The organism is Marinomonas sp. ABL3_031, from assembly GCF_056161265.1.
Genome location: NZ_JBSWYU010000006.1, coordinates 44,146 through 69,228, shown reverse-complemented (window position 1 = coordinate 69,228; position 25,083 = coordinate 44,146). Strand labels below are relative to the sequence as shown.

The 25,083-nt window shown below is 43.8% G+C and carries 21 protein-coding genes; 2 read left to right on the top strand and 19 right to left on the bottom strand.

What is annotated here, in order from left to right; translation table 11 throughout:
- Positions 1-33 precede the first annotated feature (33 nt).
- The 12 genes from ACXAH2_RS08570 to ACXAH2_RS08515 all read right to left on the bottom strand — a co-directional run bounded on the left by ACXAH2_RS08570 (position 34) and on the right by ACXAH2_RS08515 (position 13,891).
- Positions 34-1,830 carry a DEAD/DEAH box helicase gene (locus ACXAH2_RS08570; protein WP_475077881.1) on the bottom strand — a complete coding sequence of 599 codons (1,797 nt, stop codon included), beginning with the start codon at positions 1,828-1,830 and terminating at the stop codon, positions 34-36.
- Positions 1,831-2,156: 326 nt separating this feature from the next.
- Positions 2,157-3,449, bottom strand: coding sequence for a hypothetical protein (locus ACXAH2_RS08565; protein WP_475077880.1), 1,293 nt, complete (start codon positions 3,447-3,449; stop codon positions 2,157-2,159).
- Between the two features lie 398 nt (positions 3,450-3,847).
- The gene (locus ACXAH2_RS08560) at positions 3,848-5,293 is read right to left on the bottom strand and encodes a hypothetical protein (RefSeq protein WP_475077878.1); all 1,446 of its coding nucleotides are present in this window, start codon (positions 5,291-5,293) and stop codon (positions 3,848-3,850) included.
- 87 nt (positions 5,294-5,380) lie between these two features.
- Positions 5,381-6,760 (bottom strand): 8-oxoguanine deaminase, encoded by a 1,380-nt coding sequence (locus ACXAH2_RS08555; RefSeq protein WP_475077876.1) that lies wholly within the window; start codon positions 6,758-6,760, stop codon positions 5,381-5,383.
- A gap of 347 nt (positions 6,761-7,107) precedes the next feature.
- Positions 7,108-7,965: a D-amino acid aminotransferase gene (locus tag ACXAH2_RS08550; protein WP_475077874.1), complete on the bottom strand. Its 858-nt coding sequence runs from the start codon at positions 7,963-7,965 to the stop codon at positions 7,108-7,110.
- Between the two features lie 63 nt (positions 7,966-8,028).
- Positions 8,029-8,910, bottom strand: a complete 882-nt coding sequence (locus ACXAH2_RS08545; protein ID WP_475077872.1) for a DUF4392 domain-containing protein — start codon at positions 8,908-8,910, stop codon at positions 8,029-8,031.
- Between the two features lie 27 nt (positions 8,911-8,937).
- Complete coding sequence (locus tag ACXAH2_RS08540; protein WP_475077870.1) at positions 8,938-9,912, bottom strand: 5-oxoprolinase subunit C family protein; 975 nt, start codon at positions 9,910-9,912, stop codon at positions 8,938-8,940.
- Positions 9,905-10,588 (bottom strand): 5-oxoprolinase subunit PxpB, encoded by a 684-nt coding sequence (pxpB, locus tag ACXAH2_RS08535; RefSeq protein ID WP_475077868.1) that lies wholly within the window; start codon positions 10,586-10,588, stop codon positions 9,905-9,907. The genes ACXAH2_RS08540 and pxpB overlap by 8 nt, the downstream gene beginning before the upstream one ends.
- The gene (locus ACXAH2_RS08530) at positions 10,585-11,313 is read right to left on the bottom strand and encodes a 5-oxoprolinase subunit PxpA (RefSeq protein ID WP_475077867.1); all 729 of its coding nucleotides are present in this window, start codon (positions 11,311-11,313) and stop codon (positions 10,585-10,587) included. The genes pxpB and ACXAH2_RS08530 overlap by 4 nt, the downstream gene beginning before the upstream one ends.
- Before the next feature lie 16 nt (positions 11,314-11,329).
- Positions 11,330-12,121, bottom strand: coding sequence for a putative hydro-lyase (locus ACXAH2_RS08525; protein ID WP_475077865.1), 792 nt, complete (start codon positions 12,119-12,121; stop codon positions 11,330-11,332).
- A 29-nt stretch (positions 12,122-12,150) separates the two neighbouring features.
- On the bottom strand, positions 12,151-13,272 hold the full coding sequence (gene alr / locus ACXAH2_RS08520) for an alanine racemase (protein ID WP_475077863.1): 1,122 nt from the start codon (positions 13,270-13,272) through the stop codon (positions 12,151-12,153).
- A 376-nt stretch (positions 13,273-13,648) separates the two neighbouring features.
- On the bottom strand, positions 13,649-13,891 hold the full coding sequence (locus tag ACXAH2_RS08515; protein WP_475077861.1) for a hypothetical protein: 243 nt from the start codon (positions 13,889-13,891) through the stop codon (positions 13,649-13,651).
- An 81-nt stretch (positions 13,892-13,972) separates the two neighbouring features.
- On the opposite strand from ACXAH2_RS08515, the gene ACXAH2_RS08510 reads away from it, so the two are divergent.
- The gene (locus ACXAH2_RS08510) at positions 13,973-15,205 is read left to right on the top strand and encodes an oxidoreductase (RefSeq protein WP_475077860.1); all 1,233 of its coding nucleotides are present in this window, start codon (positions 13,973-13,975) and stop codon (positions 15,203-15,205) included.
- A gap of 73 nt (positions 15,206-15,278) precedes the next feature.
- On the opposite strand, the gene ACXAH2_RS08505 is transcribed toward ACXAH2_RS08510, so the two are convergent.
- The 5 genes from ACXAH2_RS08505 to ACXAH2_RS08485 all read right to left on the bottom strand — a co-directional run bounded on the left by ACXAH2_RS08505 (position 15,279) and on the right by ACXAH2_RS08485 (position 21,597).
- The gene (locus tag ACXAH2_RS08505; protein WP_475077859.1) at positions 15,279-16,226 is read right to left on the bottom strand and encodes an ABC transporter substrate-binding protein; all 948 of its coding nucleotides are present in this window, start codon (positions 16,224-16,226) and stop codon (positions 15,279-15,281) included.
- Between the two features lie 35 nt (positions 16,227-16,261).
- A complete protein-coding gene (locus tag ACXAH2_RS08500) occupies positions 16,262-17,320 on the bottom strand; it encodes a FecCD family ABC transporter permease (RefSeq protein WP_475077858.1) in 1,059 nt (352 codons plus the stop codon).
- On the bottom strand, positions 17,317-18,339 hold the full coding sequence (locus tag ACXAH2_RS08495) for a FecCD family ABC transporter permease (protein WP_475077857.1): 1,023 nt from the start codon (positions 18,337-18,339) through the stop codon (positions 17,317-17,319). Before ACXAH2_RS08495 ends, ACXAH2_RS08500 begins: the two co-directional genes overlap by 4 nt.
- A complete protein-coding gene (locus ACXAH2_RS08490; protein ID WP_475077856.1) occupies positions 18,336-19,175 on the bottom strand; it encodes an ABC transporter ATP-binding protein in 840 nt (279 codons plus the stop codon). The genes ACXAH2_RS08495 and ACXAH2_RS08490 overlap by 4 nt, the downstream gene beginning before the upstream one ends.
- Before the next feature lie 82 nt (positions 19,176-19,257).
- Positions 19,258-21,597, bottom strand: a complete 2,340-nt coding sequence (locus ACXAH2_RS08485) for a TonB-dependent siderophore receptor (RefSeq protein WP_475077855.1) — start codon at positions 21,595-21,597, stop codon at positions 19,258-19,260.
- Between the two features lie 310 nt (positions 21,598-21,907).
- On the opposite strand from ACXAH2_RS08485, the gene ACXAH2_RS08480 reads away from it, so the two are divergent.
- Positions 21,908-22,657 carry a thioesterase II family protein gene (locus ACXAH2_RS08480; RefSeq protein ID WP_475077853.1) on the top strand — a complete coding sequence of 250 codons (750 nt, stop codon included), beginning with the start codon at positions 21,908-21,910 and terminating at the stop codon, positions 22,655-22,657.
- On the opposite strand, the gene ACXAH2_RS08475 is transcribed toward ACXAH2_RS08480, so the two are convergent.
- Together ACXAH2_RS08475 and ACXAH2_RS08470 are read right to left on the bottom strand one after the other, a co-directional pair.
- Positions 22,556-23,275: a nitroreductase family protein gene (locus ACXAH2_RS08475; RefSeq protein ID WP_475077851.1), complete on the bottom strand. Its 720-nt coding sequence runs from the start codon at positions 23,273-23,275 to the stop codon at positions 22,556-22,558. The two genes, ACXAH2_RS08480 and ACXAH2_RS08475, sit on opposite strands and share 102 nt — an antisense overlap.
- A gap of 111 nt (positions 23,276-23,386) precedes the next feature.
- Positions 23,387-25,081, bottom strand: coding sequence for a cyclic peptide export ABC transporter (locus tag ACXAH2_RS08470; RefSeq protein WP_475077850.1), 1,695 nt, complete (start codon positions 25,079-25,081; stop codon positions 23,387-23,389).
- Positions 25,082-25,083: the final 2 nt, after the last annotated feature.

Here is a 25,083-nt window from a genome sequence, read left to right as displayed (position 1 = left end):
CAGCAATAATTCTGATATCAAATACTAACTTGGCTAAACTGGGCTTGTCTGTTCTTCTTCCACCTGCTTCGTTGGTAGGCAACTCGATACCAGATCAAAGTAAGAGATATTGCTCCATACGTTATGATCACTGACCACAAAGATATTCTTTTTGGCTCTCGTCAATGCAACATTTAACAAGTTGGGTTTACTGCCCGCCCATTTCGCTCCGCCTGTGTTAGAAGGACCACAACCTAGCACAAAGATGACAATATCGTTTTCTTTTCCTTGAAAGGTATGAACCGTCCCTACGTTCTTTAACCATGTTTCATAGTCTTTCAGTTTAATGGAATGGGAATGACAAAATTCGATGCGCTTTTTTAGAAACGCTGCTTTTAGCTCTTCCTTCACGGCTTTAAACGGCGAAATAATATAAATAGCCTCCAGATTAATATCACCGTTTATAAGTGTTTCAACCAATCGATAGGTATCGCAAAACAACTCTTCTTTATATTGTTTGACAGTACACTCCCCTTTCGAGTCAATCCAATGATTAGTAATACCAAACACCGTTTGAGGCTGAATCTTCACGTCAGGCAAACCGTGTATCATGCGGTTATCGTATGCAATTTTATTAGACAAACTAAACATGGGTTCAATACAGCGTCTATGCACCCAAAGAGGAATACCAATCCATTGTTCTTGATCCATTACAGTTAACATACAGCCAAATTTATTAGCCCGATCGGCAACAGACTGAACGGACGTCAGCAAAGGAGACCAGTTTACCGCTTCCTTCCCTAAATATCTCTCAGTTATCGTTTCAACCAACCTAGGTGGCGTAGTAAATACAGGCTCAATCTGTAAAGGGTCACCTACGACTAAAACACGTTTAGCACGCATAATAGCACCAACAGCTTGCTGCGGTGGTGCCTGACCTGCTTCGTCAATAAACAACCATCCGAGGGCTTCTTCCGAAACACCAGAAAGCATTCGTCCAACAGAGGCAAAAGTGGTAGAGGCCACTGGCACTAACATAAAGAATAAACGCCACATTGCCTCGGGATCTGGAATTTTATCTGGTCTTTTTAAACCATCAGTAAGATCAAGTACCTGCTTTCTAAAATGTGATACCTGTAGCGCTTTAAACAACCAAGCCTGATGAAGCGCCATTGCGTTAACAAAGACATTGGACCTAAGCTTATTAATCAATTTACTTTGCCAATAGGCATTACGCTGCAAATCTGGATCGTCAATATTGGTCTCACTGTCCGGTACAGAAACGCCCTCATAGAAGCCTTTGAGCCTGTCAGGCTCTGCCAACAAAGAAACCTCTTTATCTTTAGATGTTTTGATCTTAGCGTTCAGAGACTGTATGAGTCTGGCTTGCTGTTTTTGCTGCTTAACTAAACTCAGTTTGTTTTCTTGTTCCTCAAATTGTCGTTCTAGGATTTGCTCTTGCGTCAATTTCAAAGCGGCTAATCGCTCAATATATGGTTTATACTTCTTTCGTTGTAATAACCGCCACCACCAGCTTGGCTTATCTACAACATGGGCCCGATAGCCTTGCTGAGCGAGTTCGGATGAACTAGAAAGTTCGGCTAGGTAAGCCTCACTCTCATTAACTTGTTGTGTTATACGAGTATAGTCTTTAGAGGCTTTTACCTGCTGTCGTTGTAACTCTTGCCGTTCTCGCTGTAATTCTCCATTTTCCAGCGTTTTAATAACCACTTCGAGAGACTTTAAATCTTTCAGGGCGGATTCTAGCTCCGCCACAGACTGATTAAATTGCTTCTTTGCGATAGCAAAACTGACTGTTTCAGGTGCTTTTCCCTCTATGGCATATGGCATAACAGCGCCACAAATTTAGAAAATTACGCTCTGGCGGTCGGTCTCGTTCCTGCTCAGAGTCCTTAGGAAAGGGGGAATCAAAAAAGAATCGGCTGCAAAAGTTATCCCGATTCCCTTTTCTCCCGAGCACCGCCGAAATCGCCCCCCAACAATACTCCGTCTCCTGCATAGGTTGATAATGATCTTTGATCTTTTTGGCATTCAATTGATTAGCAACGGGTCGCAAGTAACTTAGTTCAGAAAATACTTCGTCTATAGATTGTATTCTCGGTAACTCACGAGAAATGTTCTCTACAGCACTATTGTTCGAAGACGCTACCAACATTTCAAAACCAGCAAGGTGAGGATGAGGAAAACCGTCTTTTGTGAGAGTCACCTACACTTGCAAAAGAAGCAAGCACTTTGGCTCTTTCAACCAAATTATGAGCAATCATATCCCGCAGTAAGGTTGTTTTACCTGTCCCAGGAGGGCCGTTGACGGATAACAAACCACCCTTTTTAAGCTCCCCAATAGCAGTATTAATCGCATACTGCTGCATTAGCGACATATTATAATTCGGATTGGATGGCCATCGACCGTAGGGCATGTTATCAACAGAGACTCTTTGCTTAATGTTTGCTAAACCGTCAGCCGTATACAAATCGACCACTTTATTCGGTTCGATAGACAAATATTGACGGAGCGCAATGCCAGCTTGCCCCTTTAAAAACGAATTTTGTGCATATTCTAAATCGTCGAAATAAAAGCTATTTAGAATCGGCAAATCCGCTTCAATCTGCTCATCCGCTTGACTCTCATCAGCAAAATCAGATTCCGTCTCTTTTTCTATGTCGGAAGAAACGACAACAGTTTGATCAGATAGATTTACGTGGTGGATATCATTTTGCTCTAATCGCTTTTGATAAGGGTTTTGCGTAGGGTACGATTCAGTAGGATTAACTTCTTTACTCATTTCTAAGGAAGATGGTCTTTTGGCGCTACGTTTATCTTTCCATTCCAATATAAACGCAGTCTCGTTAACCAAACGAATGCCTGCCCACTCTTCTAGCTCTATAATTAGTTGAGCAATAATCAAGGCATTGATACATTCATGTTCGCTGTGCGGATGGCCTAGATGTCGGCTTAAACGAGATAAAGTTTCTTTAAAGGCTTCGGCTTTCTGGTCAAAACTGGATGCCGTTAGTGCATGCAAGCAACCATCCTTTAAACAAGCTAATGCCCACGGTAAAGTACTTATCGAGGCATTTTCCCAATTGGGCACACCATGTTTATCCAAAGGCAAACGAACAAAACACGAGTTTCCTTCCAGATCTAAACGTTCTTCAATTTCGCTTAAATCGTTTGCATCTATTTCATTATTTGAAAGCTTTTCATCACAGAGTTTATTGACGACATTAAGGTCAAAAACACCAATATAAAGAGTAAAAGCTTGTGCATTAGCAATATCCAACCCAGCCTGAGCAATAGGTGACAACCAAGGTAAAATGGCATCTTTCTGATCGTTTAATTCATAAAGACTGACTTTAACTTGCTCGTTGTTTTTTTCTTCTAACTTATAAGGCTGGAAAAACTCGATCTGATGCCAACTGGCTAATATATTTTTTGGACTTACTGTCACTGAGTATCCTTTTTATATCCTTAAAAAAAACGCAAGCTTGGTGCTTACGACTCACTTCCGAGACTTCATTAGGGGAACAAATCACACCGCCTGCACCACAAAGGCATCAGTTAGATTTAGCTGGGTGTTTTTGCTGTCAGCGAGTTTAGCTTTTAGCTGATCGCAGAGGATCATTAGTTCGCACACCCTATTCACTATCTGTATTTAGGGTTACATCGAACATTTTTAAATTTTACGCAATCCTTGCTGTATAGAAGAAAAAGCGCTTTGATATAAAGTCTCAATAACTGAAACACTATTCAGATCTAAAAACATGGGGTTAAGATACACTTAACCCCATTTTAACATTAGATAAATATCATAAACTAATTATATAATTAAATTTATTTTTCTTAACACTAAATTTTTTCACATAACAATGGATAAATTTGATAAACATCACCTATTGAAACATCACCCCATACATCACCAATGAAATAATCTCTGCGAATCCTTAGTGAAACTGCATGGCAGCCTCCTTGATTATCTTGTACAACAACTTCATAATCGGCTGCTTTGCGAATAGGGAGATTAGTTAAACTATCTCTATAGAGAGTCCAATCTCCAGTTTGAATAGGAAAGCTAATGACTTTTTGTGATTTGACTTTTCGCCCCATTACATCAATAAAAGGAACCCCACCGCTAAAGTAAGAAGTTGCTACTTCACCAACCATATTTTGCTCTACTTGATTTTGAGCATAATTTGTTCTTGGCACTTCAGCATTATGTAAATCCGAAAGCACACGTTCTCTTAGCTTTTCATGCCCTTTTTGAATTTCAGCTTTGATAATCGATTCCGTTTTTGGCATTTCAGTCCTATACTTATTAATCATATCTGAATTTGGTAGAAAAGCATGCCAATCATTTAACTCTTTTTTAAGAGTTTTTAGAGAAGAGTACATTTTCTCTTCCAAGGGCTCAGGGGTAAAGTATTTTTTACTATCTGGAATATCAAAAATAGTTGCCTGATTATAATAATCAGATAAGAATTTCGTCAAAAAATTACTTTCTGTAGTCATCCTCGCATTTTGATAGGCATCAAAATAAGAATCAAATGTTGGCTTTAAGCCTTTGAAATAAGCTTTACTCGATAATTTTTCTACCACTTCAACACTTACTACTTTTTTCCAATGCTCTTTACGAACATTATTTGAACCTTTCACCTGAGTATAAGCACTAATTCGTTTTAACCTATCTATGCTAGAATTCACCTCAACCATTAACTCTGAAACCGAATCCTCAACCTCATACTTACTATGAATCTTAGAAATAACATCCTCGTATTTTGCAATATCAAAAGAAGGGGCTTTGCTTTTTATTTTTGCAACCCCTCTTTTAATCTTTTTATAAGTTGACGCTTTTCTAGAATTTGATCTGGCAAAATCCAATTTCATATCGTCAAATGAAGCAAACGAATCTTGATTCTTAAAATCGTAGCTCAAGCTCTTATACTTATATATATTCTCTCTAAGATCATTAATATCTCTCAAAGCTCTAAGGGATTGTTCATCAAAGCTATCTTTATAAAGAGAAAAAACAGGAACATTTTTGTTATATCTCTTATTCATTGCTTTAATTTCATTATTCAATTTTTTCAAAGCAGCATCACTGTTAATTTTTTCATTCTTATCTAATGCAGACTGAATCATTGACCCACAACTGAAAACATCTTTATCAAAATTAGAACTCCCTTTGATTTTAATATCTAAACATCGAGAAAAATTTGTCTCAAAATTATTAGCACTAACGGTTAAGCTAACAAAGCTCAAACAAATAAGCAGAAAAATCCGATTTAAAATGTACACCTTACATCAATCCTTCAAAAGTTTAAAAATGTATACTATATTTTGGTATCATAAATTGCAATTTGGAAAAAGGGTTATTCACATAATTTATCTTGTATTTATTAACCCCTTGGCACATTCACTGTGTTTGACAATGAGTTCATTTACGTCCAACCCCAGAATCTGTCTGTGTTTCACTCGCCATTGACCTGCCACCATAACGTGTTCCGCTTGATCTGCACCACAAAGCAATAAGGCGGAAATAGGGTCGTGACTGCCCGAAAAGCGTAGTTCGTCCAACTTAAAGAAAGCCAAGTCGGCTTGTTTGCCCGGAGCAATGTCTCCTATGTCATCACGCCCCAACAGTCTGGCAGAGCCTTTGGTGACCCAGCCGAATACGGTTTCTGGGGTAATGCGCTCGGCACCGTATTTGAGTCTTTGCAAATAGAGAGCCTGTCGCGCTTCGTACATGAGGTTGGACGCATCATTAGACGCTGAGCCATCCACGCCCAAGCCCAGCGGCGCGCCCGCCTCGATTAAGTCCAAGGTAGGGCAAATACCGGAGGCCAAGCGCATGTTGGACACAGGACAATGGCAAATGCCTGTGCCGGCTTGCCCTAAACGACGGATTTCGTCGTCATTAAAATGGATACCATGGGCCAACCAGGTACGATCACTCAACCAGCCCACGCTATCGAGGTAATCCACCGTACGCAAACCGAACATCTTTAAGCAGAAGGCTTCTTCGTCCAAGGTTTCCGCCAAATGCGTATGCAAACGTACGTCTTCTTGTTCGGCCAATTTGGCACTGTCGATCATGATGTCACGGGTAACGGAAAAAGGAGAGCAAGGGGCTAAAGCAATCTGAATCTGTGCACCCTCTTGCCGCTCATGATATTGCTGAATGAGGCGCTGGCTGTCGGCCAAAATGGTATCGCCATCTTGCACCGTATGACGTGGCGGCAGACCGCCTTGGTCTTCACCTAAACTCATGGAGCCGCGGGTCAAGATGGCACGCATGCCCAGCCTGCGCACGACTTCCACTTGTACGTCAATGGCGTCTTCCATGCCAGTGGGAAACAGATAATGGTGATCCGCCGCTGTGGTGCAGCCCGACAAGAGCAACTCGGCCATGGCCACTTGCGTCGCTAAGGAAAGCGCCTCTGGGGTGAGCCTTGCCCAGACGGGATACAAGTTTTGCAACCAAGGAAATAACGGCACATTGACCACAGGCGCCCAGGCACGGGTTAGGGTTTGGTAGAAATGGTGGTGAGTATTAATCAAGCCCGGCAAGACCACTAAGTCGCTGGCATCAAACACTTCGTCCACTGGCTGACTGGGCATTTGGCCCTGTGCCAATACGTCGACAATACGATTGTTTGCAATGACAATACCACCACTGGCGTCAAGATCATTGGCAGTGAAACAGGCGAGTGGTTGTTTGATCCACAAACGAGCAGCAGAATGATGGGATTGAAAAGCAGACATAAACAGGCTCCTTGAAAGGATAAATGGAATAGGATTCCGTCAAATAGCCAGCTCAGTTATTACCCTGTCTGCTGATCCAGGGAGAGCGTCCAGAATAGGCCATGATTGCGCTGGCATCAAGAGGATTTCACCATGGACAGTGAAAACATTCCTTTTTAAGCTTCAAGCGAGTGTTATGGGATGAGTTCATTCATCGGCGTAAAAAGCGCTCTTGGCAGGTTTTTACGGCATTTCTAGTAAATGGGGTATCGGCGAAGGGTTGGTTTAGGTTTGGCAAGACTGGAAGTTGGTTTAAGTCGGTAAGATTATCTCGGGTTACCGACTTAAACCTAGGCTCTAATGTCAGCTTAGTAATTGTATTTACCAGCGCTATACAATGCTTGCGCTTTTTCCCAAACATCACCAACCTGACCATTGCCCACAGGTTTGCCATCCAGTTCAACAACAGGAGCAATCTCTTTACTTGAGCTGGTTAGCCAGATTTCATCTGCGTTACGCACTTCGTCCATGCTCACAACACGTTCTTCTACTTTGATAGAAGCATCTTTGCGCAGAATATCCAGTAACATTAGACGTGTGATACCTGGAAGGATTTGGTGATCTAATGGCGGTGTAATCACCACGCCGTCTTTTACGATGTAAGCATTACATGCGCTGCCTTCGGTCATTTCGTTGTCAGCGTTGTATAGGATAATTTCGTTGTTACCCGCTGCATGGCCCTGTTGGAAATGCATCACGTTACCCAGTAGCGCAGTAGACTTGATGTTACAACGCTTCCAACGTAGATCTTGCGTTGAAGATACCTTGTATTGCTTAGCAGAGGCTTTATCTGCTTTTGGTGCAGGGGCAATCTCAAATGCAAACGCATACACTGTCGGCTCAACATTCTCAGGGTACGCATGAAAACGTTTAGAATCGGTACCACGAGAAACATGAAGGTAGATACCTAAGTCACCACCGCCATTTTCAGCAATAAGCTTGTCGCACACGGCGCGCCATTTATCGTGAGAGTAATCAAGTTTGATGTCAATTAAGCCCATGCCTTCGTTCATGCGATCGATGTGCGGCCCAAAACCAACCAGTTTACCGTCATAAGATGGAATCACTTCATAAATGCCATCACCAAACAAAAAACCACGATCCATTGGTGAAATTTTAGCTTCAGACATTGGCATGTATTCGCCATTTAGATATACAAGACTCATTATTATCTCCAATTTTTATCAGCGGACCATTAAAATGATTATCACAGCCGCTTTAACGCTATTTTAGTAACTAACAAAACCCGTGAGTTGACGTAACTTAAGCAACATATCTTCCCCGTCGGTAAGGGGTAAGCTATCTTCCGTTAATGTGTTTTCTCGCGTAACGCCATCGACACTGCCTTTCTTAGAAAGGTAAGAAAGCACTTCTTTATTATCAAAACCTGCCAAAAGATCTTTGCCTGACAGCCAGCCAAGCACGGCGACCAATGCATGGCCGCCCCAGTTCGAGACATCAGCGACCACCAATTCACTACAACGAGTGACGGCCGGTGTGATGTCTAGGCTTCGTAACGCTGGGCGAACATTGCCCATACCAATTTCATTGCCACCATCGCCAATGGCTATCGTCGGGCAACCCGCTTCGAGCATAATTTCATCAAAGCTCGCGGAATTAGGCGAAATGGATTCCCCCCGCATGTTGTAGTAGCCAGCATCTTCTGCTTGACCGGGTCGCTCGATGGAAATGACCAATTGCGGATTGTACTTTTCTAGAATACTAGCCGCTTTTGTTTTACGCTCTTCGATAGAGGTTTCGCCAATGGGTAACTGTTCAATGGTGAAGTCGGTTGAAATCGCCGACGCCAATGGATCACCACACACCATAACAGGTTTTGCACCAAGCGCTTCGAATGCCCGATACAAAGAAATTGCCCCGACAGGACCATCGGTCTCAAACGTCCCCGCCACAGGGAAGCCAGTACCTATCAACACATAGCCATCACATTGCTGCATCATCATGGCCGCACGTAAACAATACCCTTTTAGCATAGAAGCTTGAACAGTTTTCATACCTCTAGGGTTGCGAGCGACCAGCAGATCTTCGATCTCTGCGCTGAGTTTTACCGCCTCTAAGACGCTGTCTTGAATACTTCTCTGAGTTGTCATTTGCCAATACTCTCGCTTAATCATTTATCAAATATGAACTAACTCAGCAGACTCTTCGCGATGCTTTGCCAGCATATGAAGGTTGTGTGCATCATCAATTGTGATCGCTTCAAAGCTCACTTTGGAGCCGGGTGTCAGCTGCGCTAATTTGCCCGTATCCAGAGACAAAACAGAGCCAATTTTGGGATAACCACCTATTGTTTGGCGGTCATTCAATAAGATGATCGGCTGTCCATCTGCTGGCACTTGAATCGCGCCATGACATATTCCTTCCGATAAAATCCCATCGATCGAAGGTTTTATTTCTGGCCCTTCCAAACGGTAACCCATTCGGTCACTACGATCCGTTGTGGTGTATTTACTAGAAAGGAACTTAGCCACTTGAAGGTCAGTAAAGGCATCCTTCTGGTAACCTAAGATCACGCGCAAGGTCACTTCTTTTGAGTAATCGGGACGCTGCTCCTCGGGCAATGTCAGAATCTCAACCACTGTGTTTTCAGAGCATTCAAGAAGATCATCTTTGCCAAGCTTGGCACCGGCTTTTTCGTTAGCAAGACCGCCGATACCTTCTCGTACCACAGTCGCAGTACTACCAAAGCTATGCGGAACATTCAGCCCCCCCGCCACGGCAAGATAGGCTCGGCTACCGCTAGTGGCGAATCCGAGTTTGATCTGATCACCAACTTTCACTGCTAGGGTTTGCCACATAGGTTGTTCTTCGCCATTAATTGAAATAGGCATGTCCGCACCAGCAAGCGCGATAAAAGTGTTTATCTGCGCTTCTAGAACCAAGCCACCGAAGCTAACCTCAAGAGCGGTGGCTCCGATGTCGTTCGAGCATAGACGATTTGCCCAACGAAAAGCTTCCGCATCCAATGGACCACCAACGGTTAAGCCTATACCATGCTGACCGTAGCGACCGGCATCTTGAATCAGGGTCATTATACCTGGCTGTTTAACAATGAAACCTGTGTTATTGGCTGCCTTTATAGAATCAGTCATCCAGTTCACCTCCAAGCGATAAAAAGTCATCTCGGCTAACGGACTGGAAATGAACCACGTCCCCTACTTGAACAGGCATACTGGGCTCTTGATCTGGGTTAAACATTCGTTGCGGACAACGGCCAATCAAATTCCAACCACCTGGAGAGACCGCTGGATAGACCGCAGTCTGACGATCTGCAATCGCAACCGCACCGCGAGGCACACGTTGTCTTGGCGTGGCAAGACGAGGCGCAGCAATGCGTTCATCCACATCCCCTAAGTAAGCGAAGCCTGGCGCAAAGCCGATGGCATAGACACGATAACCTGTCGCCTGATGAAGATGAATGACTTCCTCTGTTGCTAACCCTGCGCTACGCGCTAACGCTTCTAAATCTGCCCCCACCTCGGCACCATAATACACAGGCAAGGTGACAATGCGACCACTCGTACTGGATTCGTTGGTGAGTTGAGACTCAAGTTTGCGAATAGATTGGCGCACCTTAAGATGATCACAGCGGAAAAGGTTGAAAATGATGAGAACACTTGCGTATGACGGCACAAGATCAATCAATAGTTCACCAAGATCTGCTTTTAACAGCCTAGTTACCTGCTCTACTCGATTAGCAACACCCTCTTCGCCATGTGTGCCTACATAAAGTATCAGGGCATTTTCACCTGCGACTTCGACCCTCATGAGTAGATCACCTTACGAATTTCTTCGATGGCTTGCACACCCTCTTCGTTATCGCCATGAACGCAAAGCGTATCGGCATCTACTTTTAGCGTATGACCACTTACCGTAGTCAAGGTACCTTGGTCATTCAGTTGTTTCACTTGCGCAAGCATTTTCTCTCGAGAATGCACAGCACCCGCTTTACTGCGCGCTAGGAGCTTACCATCGTCGTCATAGCAGCGATCAGCAAAGGCTTCAAAGAGCACTTCAATGCCCGCGTTTTTAGCTTCAACACGGTGCTCTTCACTTTGCGGTGTGGCTTGCAGCATAAGTTTTACAGGGCGGTGGTAAGTTGCAATGGCTTTCATGATCGCCGCTCGGACTGGCGCTTTCGCCATCATGTCGTTGTAGAGTGCGCCGTGTGGCTTAACGTATTGAATCTCAATATCTTGAGACAAGGCCATGCCATCCATTGCCGCAATTTGATATTGAACAAAGGCAATAATTTCGGTTTCACTGCAGTTCATCGAACGACGACCAAATCCAACCAAATCTGGGTACGCTGGATGCGCACCCACTTCGACTTTGTGTTCTTTCGCCAATGCTAATGTTCGTTGCATAACCACTGGGTCTCCGCCATGGAAACCACAAGCAATGTTAGCCTGATCAATATGTGGCATGACTAGATCGTCCATGCCCATTTTCCAAGAACCGAAGCTTTCCCCTAAATCACAATTAAGTTTCATAGTCAGACGCCTCGAATTACAGAATCGCCAGACGGCTGTTTGGAAGATCGGAAATCAACATATGGCCTGGGCTGTGCGTTATACAGAACGGCGGTTTCGCTTGTTCTAATGCCACTTGTGGCGTTACGCCACACGCCCAGAAAACAGGCACTTCACCTTCTTTGATGGTCACCGCATCACCGAAGTCTGGAGAGTTGATGTCTTTGATACCAATTGCTGCAGGATCGCCAAAGTGAACAGGTGCGCCGTGAACAGATGGAAAACGGCTACAAATTTGGATAGCTCGAATAGCATCAGCAGGCTTCATCGGACGCATGGATACCACATTAGTACCACTAAAACGACCTGCTGGCTTACACTCAATGTTGGTGCGATACATAGGCACATTAACGCCTTCAGAAATGTTTCGTACATCAAGACCGTCCGCTAGTAAGGCTTCCTCAAAAGAAAAAGAACAACCCAGTGCAAAAACCACCAGATCATCACGCCAATACTCAGTCGCATCTTCGACTTCTTCAACAAATTTACCGTCTTTAAAAATACGATATTTAGGAACGTCGGAGCGAATGTCCATATCTTCAGCCAACTCGGCAATACCTATGTCTCCAGGCTGAGCAGACATACCAACCAATGGACAAGGCTTAGGATTCAGCTGACAAAATTTCAGAAAATCATTTGCCCAATCCGCCGGTAAGATGGCCAAATTACATTGCACAAAACCTTGTGCTAGACCTGACGTGTTACCATTTAGTTCCCCCGTACGTATTGCGCGACGAAGTTCAACTGGAGATAAAGTTTGTAAGTTCATTTTTCGTTAACCTATTACTGTTGGCGCTTCTAGCAGAAGCGATCATTTCGTTCAGACAGGAGTTGCCCAGCCAGCTTATATCGGCGTGGCACTCGATCAGAGATGGAACAAACAATTTCATAATTAATGGTCTGTAGATCCTGTGCCGCCATATCAACTGTGCATACGTCATCAAGTAAATTCACCTGATCACCTACCTTCACCTTGTCGTCAACCAGCAGCATGGATTGATCCATGCAGACACGCCCCACAATGGGGTATTTTCGTGAATCTATACTAACCTTGCGGTTCTGGTGGTATCGCAACCATCCATCCGCATAACCAATGGAAATGGTGGCAATCCGCGCTCCTTCTGGCGCTTCATAGGTTGCCCCGTAACCAACTTTTTCACCGGCATTGAGACTTTTTACCTGAGTGACCTTGCTGTGCAATGAAAAGGCTTGTTTCAGCTCAACAGGCATATCAAACTCGGTTCCCGGAGCTAAACCATACATTGCAATGCCAAGACGGCCACTGTTCGCATTTTTATGCGGTTCATGATGCAGCAACGCCGCACTGTTTGCATTGTGGACAAATTGGAATGCGGATAAATCGATGGCTGAGGTGAATTCTTCTACTGCCTGCAGTTGTTTCGTATAGTAATCTTTGCAGCTGTCCGCTGTCGAAAAGTGAGTAAATAAACCGACAAGCTTAATATGTGGATGAGCGGAAAGGCTGGCTATTGCTTGTTCAAGTTCGACTGCACTGCTCAAGCCGATTCGATTCATACCAGAATCGATTTTCAAATGAACATTCACTGGCACACCGCGATACGAGGCAATACTTTCGATCCAGTTCAGATCGTGTGCAGTGACGTGGATCGTATTTTCCGCCGCGACAGCAAGGTCCTCAACACGGATAGGCCCCATGACCAATATCGGCACATCTTTAATGGCTTTGCGAAGCTTAAGTGCTTCATCGAGAAAGGCAACGGACAAGTGTGTCGCACCGGATTCTAATGCAACCCTAGCTACTTCAACATCACCGTGACCATAGGCGTTAGCCTTCACAACAGCAAAAAGATGCTCATACCCCGAATGATGTTTTATGGAACTGACATTGTGCGCAATTCGATCTAGGTCAATTTCAGCCCATGTATCGCGATAGAACATACTTTTTCCTCTAACTCAGGAATTTTCACCATAGAATAATTAAGCGTTGAAATTATACTGCCAAATTCAACATGATAAAGAAACAATCCTCTTAAAAAATAATCTTAGTCAGTTAAAATATCTAAAATTTTATTACGATCAAAATAAAGCACTAATAATTACTGAAACTACCAAATTTCACACTTTACTTAAAATTTCACCGATATAAATAAAGTGGGTGTTATATGATGAAATAGTGCGGTCGAAGGGCGAGTTTGCGAGCCCTTTATACAGGCAATAGAGAAGCTAAAGAGATGACCAACAAGTCAGAGGATTTTGTCCCGGCTTGCCTCATTCGCCGCCACCATATCTTTCAAAATGTGCCGTCTCGCCCCAGCTATTGCGTTATTAAGATATATGTGTGCAGCCAGCCATTCGATAAAGACAGGTTTTGCATCGCTAAGCAGCAAAGACTTGCAGCGTCTATGTCCCCACATTCCGATAGTCGATAATTTGATCGACTATCAGCAAGTGCTTTTTGCGATTGATTGAAAATATCCAAATAACCTCTTTCTAAAGCGATTTCTTCAATCAGCTTCCATCGCATTGGTAAATCCGTCTTGAGAACTTCTGCATCCAATTGGTAATATCCATTAACACAGTCTACCCAAACTTCTCTACTCAAACAGAGAGACAAATGAGTTAACCTACTGGAGATAAGATGACAAAGCTTTCTGAGACATCAGATTCATTACTTTTCCAGCCACTCACATTGCCATGTGGTGCTGTGTTAAAAAATCGTATTGTCAAATCCGCCATGTCGGACGGTTTAGGGGACGGCGAAGGCAACAGCACTGAATGGCAAGCAAGCTTATATGAAAAATGGGCATTAGGCGGTGTTGGCCTTGCCTTAATTGGTGAGGTGCAAGTGCTGCCAGATGCGCCAGAATCCGCAGCCAATCTTTTATTCCATCAAGAGGCCAACTTAGCAAAGCTTCAGCAACTTAGCCAATCAGCAAGCCAACATAAGATGCACCTTTGGCCGCAACTTGGTCATGCTGGTTGCCTTGCGACAAGCTCTGTCACAAGGATTTCTAAAGGGCCTTCTGCCCTGTCATTGGAACAGTTTCAATGCGATGCTTTGACAACGTCAGAAATACAAGCCTTGCCTGATCAATACGCGAATGCGGCCAGAATCGCCCAGCAAGTTGGTTTTGGTGGCGTGCAGATTCATGCAGGACACGGTTTTTTGTTGAGTCAATTTTTATCGCCCTTGTTCAATCGCCGACAAGATGAATACGGTGGTGATATTCAGCATCGACTCAGTTTGATTCTGCAAATTATTGACCAAGTTCGCCAAGTTGTAGGAAGCAATTTTCCCATCGGCATTAAAATCAATTCCTCCGATCAGCTAACTGGCGGATTAAGCCAAGAAGATTCCCTTGCGGCGATCCGTCTATTGGATTCATCGTCACTCGATCTGATTGAAATCAGCGGCGGCTCTTATTTTCCTGGGGCCTCATCCAGCTCTGATAAGGTATCTACTGGTCCCTATTTTGTCGACTTCGCCAAGCAAGCCAAACAGCTAACACGCATTCCCATCGTGGTAACGGGTGGTTTCAAAACACGCCAACAAGCACTTTATACTCTTGCAACAAAAAGCGCCGATGCCATCGGCCTGGCTCGTGCTTTAGCCCTCAATCCCGCATTGGCGAAGGATTGGGCATCTAACGTCTTAGCAACAGACCCAAGCTTTCCTCGTTTCTCAGCACCACCAACTGGAGGCATTACAGCCTGGTATACTCAACGTCTGAGAGACCTCGCCGAAGCGCAGAACCCAATCCCGTATAACAGTGATCAGGTGATCAACCTAGACCAAGCGATACAATGGCTTGAGCATAACGAAACTGAAAAAGCACAACGCTGGCGACAAAAGTTTCAACTAGATTGCTAATAAAACTATTTTCGCTCTCTTTCCTGTTGTCTTAAGTTCCAATCATGGATCAATGAAATTTATTAAGAATCCATTATTTTTCTTTAAAAGGCTTTTGCGTTTTAAGTTCTCTCTCAACAATATGTGAAAATAGCAAATAGGCAGAACCGATCAGGCCATCCATTGACTCTCCAAAGCGACTGCGATTGAAATACAAAAACTGATTGTTTTGAACAGCAAAAAGATTTTTCCACTGCGGTGATTCTCGAAATTCTGCTGTATCTTCGCGGCTGTTCAGCAAAGGCTCATAAGTATCTATAATGATATCCGCATCCATATCACTAATACGTTCAAGACTGTAGTTAATCCCTTGTTTTGCTTTGAGATAACCTTCTGGACGGCCTAATCCCATATCATCGATCACCTCATCCAAACCACCACGTCCAATCAATTGGAAATTATCTTCATAGACTTCCAATGTGGTCACGGTAATGTTTTCTGGGTGTGGAATTAAGCGCTTAAACTCACTGATAATCCAATGATATTCCCTTTGCTGATCTTTAAAACGAGCCGTTTCGCCAACTATGTCCGCCAGTTGGCCCGCCCATTCCTCAATCGAAGTTTCATTGGTTGGCAAAATAACAACGGGAGCAATATGGGATAATTTTTCTTTAAACTTATCCTGATAAGACAAGCCTACAATCAAATCTGGATTTAACGCTGCGATTGCTTCTTCATCCGGTGCCTTATGGCTCCCGACATAGGAAAGATCAGTTGTATCGAAGCGATGCTGAACGCCTCGAAAATAGGGCTCAGACCAAAAGCGCTTTCGCGCGACAGAGCCACAAGGACGAATACCAAGCTCGTATAACTGTATCGTCAAACTAAAATCATGCAGAGAGACAACACACTTTGGATTGACTGGCACTTCAACTTTGCCAAACTGATTCTCAAACGTGCGCGTCTCTGCAGAATGCACTGAGACACTCACAATACTTAACACGCCGATAATTAACATCGAAACTTGCTTAAAAGCTCTCATAACTCTTCCTTTTACCTAGATAAATAGCTTCCACATTAGCGCTTTAAACGCCCCATCAAAATAATGAAATAAGGCGCTCCAACAAGCACCAATACTAATCCTGCTGGCAATTGCAGCGGGGCAAACGCGCTTCTTCCTAACGTGTCTCCCAACACAACCAAACAGGCTCCAATCAGAGCCGATAACGGAATCAACGCACCATGGCGGTTTGAACAAAAACGTCGTGCGATATGCGGAGCGATTAACCCAACAAAGGTTAATGTACCCGCCGTCGCAACTGAAGCAGAGGTTAACGCGACGCTCAGAAACAATAGAAATGGAACTGTCTTGCGGTTATCAACCCCTTTGGAAAAGGCGACCTTATCACCTAGAACAAGCAAATTAAGTTGTCTAAAGCTAAGCCAAATTAGAGTGCCAGGAATCACAAGCCAAAATACCATGACATAGACTTGTTGCCATGAGGTCTGATAAAGACTTCCTCCAAGCCACATGAGAGCTGACTCCACTAGCTCAATATCACCATAGGTAATCAACATCTCAGAAAATGCGCTTAACATCGACGTTATGCCAACGCCTATCAAGACCAAACGCACAGGCGAATAACCCGCCGCCGAAGACAATACCCAGATAAAAGAGGCGACAACAAATCCTCCAAGCATGGCGGTGACAGGTAAAAAAACAATAGGAATGACACTGGGTAAGATGACAACAAAAACCAACATGGTCGCACTTGCCCCCGCCTCAACACCAATTAGTCCAGGGGATGCCAATGCATTGCGAGTAATCGACTGCAACACCACTCCGGCTATAGCGAGAGCCGCACCACATAGCGCAGCGGCAAACATCCTAGGCAAACGAAATTCCCATATCACCTGCACCAACCTATCCGGCATAGAGGCAGGATCAAAGACAATACTCCAACTATCCCATACCGATAATTGATAACTGCCTGTCGCAGCAGACCAAAGAAACAAAAACACCAGCACAGCAATGAAAAACATCAACCAAAAAAGGTCGCTCGCCCGAGCATGAAAATTTACTTTAGAAGAAAAACCTAGCCTTATTGAACGAGGAGAAAAAAGAATCGCTTTCATCGCATTTTCCCTAATACCAGTGCAATAAAAACAGGCGCCCCAACAAAAGCAGTTACAATACCAGTATTAATTTCGTAAGGCCTGAGAATCATTCGCGCCGCAATATCGGATAACACCAACAAAAGTGCACCCAGCAACAAAGAGTAAACAAACAGCCAGACATAGCTATTTCGAATCAACAAGCGAGCCATATGTGGAACAACCAGCCCTACAAAACCGATTGGCCCCGCGACTGCCACCACGGAACCGGATAAGATCACCACCAGCACCAACCCACTTAGCTTTAGGAGCATGACATTGACCCCTAAACTCGCAGCAACTCGCTCTCCAAGATGAAACGCGTTTAACGATCGAACCAATACAAAGCTATAAAGAACCGCGCCAAACAAGTAAGGATACACCCACTCTAATTTTTTCAGATCAGATGCCCCAATGGCGCCTGTTAACCAATGTCGCAATTTATCCAGTCCTTGCTGATCAATCAGTAGTAAAATCGCAGTCATGGACGCAAACAAAGCCGTGATTGCCACCCCGGCTAAAATCAATCGTTCAGAATTTTGTTGACCACCACTAAGAGCCATCACCAGTAGCGCAGCAAACGTCGCTCCTAAGAAAGCAAAAACGGGGAGATAGTGATGACTTAACGATGGCAAGAAAAGCAGACTGGCAACAACAAAAAAAGCCGCACCACTATTAATCCCCAACAGACCTGGATCCGCCAATGGATTACTGCTGATTGCCTGCATAATGACACCTGCAAGCGCTAGTGCAGCCCCCACCATCAAGGCAACCAACAGTCGAGCTTGACGGCTTTCGCGGACAATAGCTTGATCCAAATCGGATGGGTCATAGGCGGTTAAGGCATGCCAAATGGTCATCCAATCTAAACTTTTTGCGCCAACACTAAGATGCACAAAAGAAGCAAGGAGCAGAACCACACAGAGAACAAAAGCCCCACTTAACCGAGATAAGGAAAGGCGCTGCGTTATATAGCTGGGAGAATGTACTTCCATCATCATACTCGCAGCTCACCTTCTAATTTTTTTGCAGACTGGATATCAGATTGTTTATTTGCTGAAACATTGGCATCGACAACAGGCAAGGCAATCGGATTATCATTATGAGGATCACGGACAATATGTGCATCCAGACCAAACACCTGCTGAAGATTGTCTTTCGTGAAAACCGTTTCCACCTCGCCTTCACAAAAAATTTCGCCAGACTTCATCATGACAAGACGATCTGAGTAAGTTGCCGCTTGGTTCAGATCATGCAGCACCGCAATGATGGTTTTTCCTTTGGACTTGAGAGAAGAAATCAGGTTCATCAATTCAGCCTGATGCGCGACATCGAGATAGGTTGTCGGTTCGTCCAACAGCAAAACCGGGGAATCTTGTGCAAGGGTCATAGCTATCCAACAACGCTGACGCTGACCACCTGATAATTGCTCAAGAGGAGTATCTAGATAATCAGATACACCCGTTACCTCAACTGCCTCATTAACCGCTTTTTCATCTTGCTCAGACCATTGCCTCCACCAACTTTGCCAAGGAAAGCGCCCTTGCATAATTAACTCACGTGCGGTCAACCCAGCGGGACTCATTGCGACTTGCGGCAGCAATGCCAAACGTTTTGCCACCTCTTTTCGACTTAACTTCAGCAAAGGCTCGTCATTTAATTGAACATGTCCAGACTGTACGGGTAGCAATCCTGAAATAGCATGCAATAGCGTCGTCTTACCGCATCCATTAGCGCCCATTAAAGTGGTAAATTCGCCTTCAGGGAAATTCAGCGACACCTCGTGTAAAACCTGCTTTTTTTTATAACCTGCATTCAGGTGTTCGACTACTAACATTCGAACGTCCATTCTCCAAAAACGAAAAATCGGCGCCACTTAAAAAGTGACGCCGTTGTTGTATTCTAAGTGATATAAAGACTTAGAACTCTAGGCGAGCTGTCGCGTAAAAGGTTCTAGGATCGCCAACGCTAATTCGGTAAACATTACTACCACTGGCAGTATAATAGGTTTCATCCGTAAGATTTTTTATACCAGCATTAAGACGCAGTTTCTTTTCTCCGCTAAGTGGCAAGTAATACCAAACGGCAGCATCATAAACCGTGTAGCTAGGTAAAACAAAGGTATTGTCATCGTTACCGAAACGTTTATCGACATACTCTGCACCAAGCCCAAATCCTAGACCAGCTAAATCACCATCTTGAATTTCGTAGGACCCCCAAAGTCGAGCTTTGTTTTCAGGAATATTGTACGGAGTATTACCATCATTTGACCCATCGTTCGAGTCTGCGATTTCAGCGTCCATATAAGAATAAGACGCCAACACATTCAACCCATCGAGAAACTGAATTGAACTACTTAGATCGACACCGCTCGTTTCCGTCTTACCATTCAATATGGTATTTAAATTATCATCAACGGTTGCTACGTTTTTTCGCTCCAGCTTATACGCTGACAGACTTACACGGAGTTTGTCATCAAAAGCGCTGGACTTTATTCCAACTTCCACTTGCTTGGCTGTTTCCGGATCAAAATCTCCGCTATAGACACCTTCCGTAATCGTCGGAAAATTTGGTTTAAATGACTCCGCATAAGATACATAGGTAGACAATTCGTTAGTCACATCATAGATAGCGCCTAGCTGACCACTTACATTGTCATTTGAACTGTCGATGTCCTGCTCATTTGGTGTTTCAAGCTCTGTGTATGAAATACTGTTTGACGTCGTATAGAAAGTTTTATTCTTCCCATCCAAGTCATATCGGTCATAACGTAAACCTGTCAGAACGTTCAGACGATCTGTTAGGTAAGTCAAGTTTTGGATAGAAACACCGAACTCATTTGTCGTTGTGTCACTATTACTGATAGCGGTTGGTTCAAGTTTCGAGTTAGAGGCTTGTACTGGATTTGAAATGTCGATCACATCAAGATCAACAACCGTTGAGCTTCCTAAAGACGTTAACGCTAACGAGTCCGTGGAGTCTTCCTTTTGACTATGAAAATTAGCACCGAGATAAAGCGTGTTGTCCAGCCCAGCAAACTCATAGTCTCCTGATAGACTATTCGACAAAAACACATCACTCAGTTTCATATCATTAAAGTCTACTCGGCGTGCAAGCAAATTGTTAATCGCTTGAACAGAATTAACTAGCACTCCTCCTTGAGCCGCCGTAATGATATTAGTGATATTTCCATAGTCATCAATCGTACCTGTATTGAAACCACGAACAGCCCTAGTCTGGTAATCATCAAACTCCTTTTCGTAGTAGCCCAATTTGAACTTATTCGTCCAACCATTATCAAGCTCGTAATCCCAATCAAATTGAAGTAAGTCTTCTTCACTGTCACGAATATCGTACTCACTACCTAACATGCGCTCTCTTGGTATATCAGCAATAGAGAAGTTATCATTTCCATCATTCACCATCACTGTACCACGGTCAATAGGAAGCTCTTGTTCGGTGTGACTTAGGCGAACAGTGAAGGTGTTTTGATCGTCAGGGGTATAGCTTAAAGACGGCGAAACCATCAAACTTTTACGCTCGGTGTTAAATGTACCATCTTCCGTAACCACTTCACGGAAGGTTTCAGAATCTTCACCACTCATAACGATTCGGTATTGAACTTCATCAGAAAGAGAACCGGTACTGTCTAACGTCAATTTTTTCTTTCCGTATTCGTCTAAATCGACTTGCACAGAATGGGCACTTTCTACCTGTGGTTTCTTGGTAACCACATTCACCATACCACCAGGGCTTACTTGACCGTGTAACACAGACGCAGGCCCAAGAACAACTTCAACACTTTCAATATTTGCGACATCAATATTATAACGACTACTTACAGGGTTACCGTCAACAAACAAATATTCATTACCAAAGCCTCGTATGTTCACTTCGGTTTCTGCGCCGCCAAAACCGTCAGAGCGGGTTACTGCTGCGGAGTTTGATAATACATCATTAAGATCTTTTGAGTTTTGATCAAGGATTAACTGTTCCGGAATAACTTGAACGGTACGTGGAATTTCGTCGATATCCGCATTAAAACCGGTTGCCGATTCCGCTTCATCAAACTCATAACGACTCAAATCTGTACCACGAACAACAAGCGTATCAAGTTGCTCAGTTGAGTCTGCATCGGTATCAGTATCGGTATCAGCAGCAATGGCCATTGGGATAGCGAACAAAGACAGGATCCATGCTCCTATTACTTTCTTTTTATTTTCGCGGTCGACTATACGAGCCACTACCGTTTTTTTCATGAGTTATCTTCCTATGCTATTTACAAAACCAAGTTATTAATTTAATTAAATTTAAAAAACTGAATGCGAATTATTGTTATTTGCGATATCATTGTCAATATTTTGTAATGACTTATTATTAATTATACTTACCTTTTAAGCATTAAAGATTTCTTATCAAAAAAATGAAACAAGATTCTTTGCAGGAAAGCTCACCGTATCCAGAATGACAGTATTGTTTATTAAGTTTCCAGTTGGCTTCGCTACATAAAAAGCTATCTAAATCACGATTTCTAAAGTCAGTTTGATCAAGGGTTAAAGAACCGCACCTATGAACGACCAACCTCCACATTATATTTCTACCCTGAATACGCAATCACACCATATGTTTTGTCTACCAAGTGCAGGCAGCTCTGCATCCATGTACAGAAATTGGAATGAAAAACTGAAAGAGACTCATGTTATACCGATAGAATATCCAGGAAGGGGAACACGCTTTTGTGACAAGTTTGCGCCGTCGATACAATCACTCGCAAAGGAGGTAGCAGATACGATCACACAGTCTGAAATCACAGACTTTAGTCTATTCGGTCACAGCCTCGGCGCGCTCATTGGTTGGGAAGTATGTATTGAGCTTCAGAAAAGGTCTTACGCCCTTCCCAAAGCACTGTGGGCATCAGCTCGAAAAGCGCCTCATTTCATGCCATCAGAGGAACGTAGAAGTAATTTGAGCAAGAACGCCTTGCTGGAGCTGTTAAGAACAATGGGGGGCACCCCATCTGAATTGCTAGAATCGCCTGATTTTCAGGAGCTTATGTTGCCGATAGTACGAGCGGACTTTAAACTGCACGATGATTACGTCTATGAGCGACATCACGCGGGCACACCAAAGTTACCTATTCCAATTATCGCATTAGGGGGAAATTCGGACGATCAGGTTCCATACAACGCATTGAATGGATGGTGTCGATACACATCGTTAGCCTTTGAACAATTTGAGTTTCAAGGTGGACATTTTTACCTTCTTGAATCCGAGTTTATAGAATGGTTTAAGGAAAAACTCGGCGAATATAAAAGGTAATATAGCTCTAAATCCCCCCCTTAAAACATTTAGTGCTCTCTTATCCACTTTCCATTTCTGCAAGCCATGCTCCATATCCCACGTTTGAGTATAATCTGAAAATGGCTTGCGCTTAGCCTTGGAAGTGCGTTTAGGGGTACCAATGGACAACACACCGCTAAGGTTGTCTTCAGGCTTTAGCTGCATCAGATGACGCAGATCATCATCTACCTCAAGAGAATGCCAAATTCCAGCAAACCCCATCGCATGACAAGCCAGTAAAATATGCTCGCAAGCAGCGCCTCCTGCTAGATGTTGATCCAACACAGGCACATGATGATCCAAAGTGAGATTAGAACACACGAAAATCATCATAGGCGTAGACGCAATCTCCCTTACAAAGGCTTCTAAATGCTCTTCTGACATAGACGTTGCATACTTTTCTTTAACGAGTAAAGATAAATCTTGAATCCCCTGCCCGTGGACGACAACAAAGCGCCAGGGCTTTAAGTTTCCATGGTCCGGTACTGTCATTGCCGCTTGAAGAATGGTTTCAAGCTCAACTTCACTCGGAGCAGGCTCTATTAAATTTCCCCGTGCGTAAGATCGTCTGCTCATCAATGCTTCAATTGCATCCATTACCTTTTAACACCTTTCACTATGTCCGTTCTCTATCAAAAACTGAGCCTTTCTTTCAAACAAAGACTCTTTGCATCTAATGAGACCCTAGACGTATTTACGAGGACTCATCTAGGATACTTGAGCTTGTTTTTTTGTATCCGTTTTCCCAAACAATGAGTCCACACTTTCGTCAAACGTGCTGATTTGGCCTCTGTCCAGTTTATATAGCCGATCCGCTGCATCAAAGTAGCGATCATCATGACTGATTGCAATAATCGTCTTACCCGCTGCTTTTAGCTCTGGCAATATTTCTCGATAAAAAACATCGCGGAATACCGGATCTTGATCAGCCGCCCATTCATCCAGCAACAGTACTTGTCGATCTTCCATATAAGTCAAAAGCAAAGCCAAACGTTTACGCTGCCCCTGAGACAAGGATGTGGTAGATAATTGCCCATTCTCGATTGAGACTTTATGATCAATCGCAAGACGTTTCAGATAATGCTCAACACGCTTATCAAAAAAGGGTTCAGAAGAAACACCGGACTGCTCTGAGCCTTTTCCATCCAGTACGTCATCGAATAAAAAGAAATTTGGAAAGATAGTCGAGAAACAGGCTCGGTAGCTCGCCACATTATCTTGGTTCACAGTCACACCGTTAAATAAAACCATGCCGCCTGTCGGCAGATACAAACCCGTTAATAATTTCGCGAGTGTCGATTTGCCACTGCCGTTTCCACCAATGAGAAAAACGAGTTCGCCTCGCTTAAGCTGAAAGTCAACTGGCCCCAGTACAAAGCCAGTCTCGTCACCTTGCTGAGGATATTGATAACAAGCAGCTTTTAACTGAAGTGATTCAAACGTTATATCCTGAACCGTTTCACTCGCTTCATCCGTTAGCTGCGCCTCCGCTAAGTTCAGTGTATCAATGGCTTTAAGTGCGACCGTCCCTCGTAATACCGCAGGAATCGCCTCAAGAATCATCGCAATGGGAGTACGCAAAAACATGGTGGTCAGCACATAACCAACCACAACATCTTGGGTAATAGACTCTAATGTCATCCCTAAAAAGAAGACCATACCAATCAAAGAAAATACTAAGACAGTCGTCCAGTTTAGGTTAATCGCCCACAGAAGATCCGCTTTGATCGCGGTATTCATCGCGCCTCTAGCTGCGGGCTCTATACGGTGCTCAAAAAGGTGCTGGCGACGCGGTTGACTCAAACCAAGCTCGTTCCGCCCTTCGATTACCGCTTCGTACTGCTCAAACAACGCTTCATCATAGCGACGCACATCCGCCATCATCTTTTTAATTCGCCCGACTAACTTAAAGTCGCCCCATACTCCAAGCACCACCAACAATACTGTACATAAGAAAAGTACTGGAGAGAGCCACGCTAGATAGCTAATTCCCGCGAGTAAGAGAAGTCCATTGTACAAAGACACAGGGAGTTGCTTTGTCGCGTTTGCAACCATGGTGACATCGCGAGTCAGAACATTATAAAGTGCAGGTCCGCCGAGTTGCTCTTGACGTTCTAACGAGGTATTGAGAATGCGCTTAACCAGCTGCAAGCGAAGTTGGTAAACCATTTTATGCCCAAGACCAACCAAAAGTGACTGAGACCACACCCCACTCATAAACAAGATGGCGACCATAGCAAGATAGGCAAGTACGGCCAATGTTAGCGATTCAAAACCATTTTCAAGAGTGTAATTCACGCCGCCAATAATCATCACACCCGCTACCGCACTTAAAGCACTGGCGACAATAGCCAATGCCATAGTGCGTCGAGATTGCGCTAATAATTGTTTAATCATTTCCATAT